The sequence below is a fragment of the Amycolatopsis pretoriensis genome, assembly GCF_900107925.1.
GTDB classification, from domain to species: Bacteria; Actinomycetota; Actinomycetes; order Mycobacteriales; family Pseudonocardiaceae; genus Amycolatopsis; species Amycolatopsis pretoriensis.
In genome coordinates this window covers 1-1,112 of the sequence record NZ_FNUJ01000031.1, presented here as the reverse complement: position 1 = coordinate 1,112, position 1,112 = coordinate 1, and the positions used below count along the sequence as shown (strand labels likewise).

The 1,112-nt window shown below is 69.3% G+C and carries 1 protein-coding gene; it reads right to left on the bottom strand.

All coding sequences use genetic code 11. The annotated features are described in order from the left end of the window. A partial coding sequence (locus BLV96_RS48970; RefSeq protein WP_091390504.1) for an IS481 family transposase occupies nt 1–988 on the bottom strand: 988 nt, incomplete at its 3' end. Between the last annotated feature and the right edge of the window lie 124 nt (nt 989–1,112).

The following is a 1,112-nucleotide window of genomic DNA, read 5'->3' as shown; positions in this document are numbered from 1 at the left end:
TGTGATGTCCAGGGAGGTTGGTCAGTCGGGTGACCGGCGGCTTGCCGCCGGTTGAGCTGTGGGGTCGATGGTGATTGTAGAAGTGCAGCCAGCCCGGTAGCGCCGCGCGTCGCAGGGCGTCCGACGGATAGAAGCGGGCGTAGGCCCACCCGTCGGCCAGGGTCCGGTGGAACCGCTCGATCTTGCCATTGGTTTGTGGCCGGTAAGGCCGGGTCCGTTTCGGGACGATCCCCAGCTCGGCGCAGGTGCCGCGCCAGGCATGGGAGCGGTAGGCCGAGCCGTTGTCGGACAGGACCCGTTCGACGGTGACGCCCAGGTCGGCGAACCAGGCCACCGCGCGGCGCAGGACCGCGGTGGCGGTGGCAGCGGTTTCGTCGGTGTGGATTTCGGCGTAAGCGACGCGGGAGTGGTCGTCGATGACGGTGTGCACGAATGCGGTGCCGGTGCGGGGCTTGTAATCCGCGCCGCGGGACAGGCCCGGGGTGGCGCGTTTGTTGCGGTCGCCTTGTTGCCGGCCGACGTAGCGGTGCCCGCCGCCGTCGGGGATGTTGCCGAACTTGGTGACATCGACATGCAGCAGCGACCCGGGATGGTCGTGTTCGTAGCGGCGCAGCGGTTCGCCGGTGACCCGGTCGATGCGGGACAGGCGGTTGATCCGGCAGCGCACCAGCACCGCGTGCACCGTGGATGCGGGCAGCCCGAGCCGGCCGGCGATCTGGACCGGTCCCAGCCTCATGCGCCACCGCAACCGCACGATCGCCCGCACCACCGGCCCCGGAGTGCGGGTCGGGCTGCGGTGGGGACGGCTGCTGCGATCAGTCATCCCGGCCGCCCCCTCGAGCCGGTAGCGGCGAGCCCACTTCGCGGCGGTCTTGGCGGCGACCATGAACATCTTGGCTGCTGCTGTGCAGGTCCAGCCCTGTTCGACGATCAGGCGGGCGAGCCGCAGGCGGGTGCGTGGGGTCAGGGTGGCGTTAGGGTGGGACACGAAGGCCTCCGGTGGGTGAAGCGGTTCCTAGACAGCTCCACTTCACATCCGGAGGCCTTCACCTGTCTGCACGACAGGCCGTCACCGGTCATCTCAACTCAGGACAACGTCCCCGGACATCACA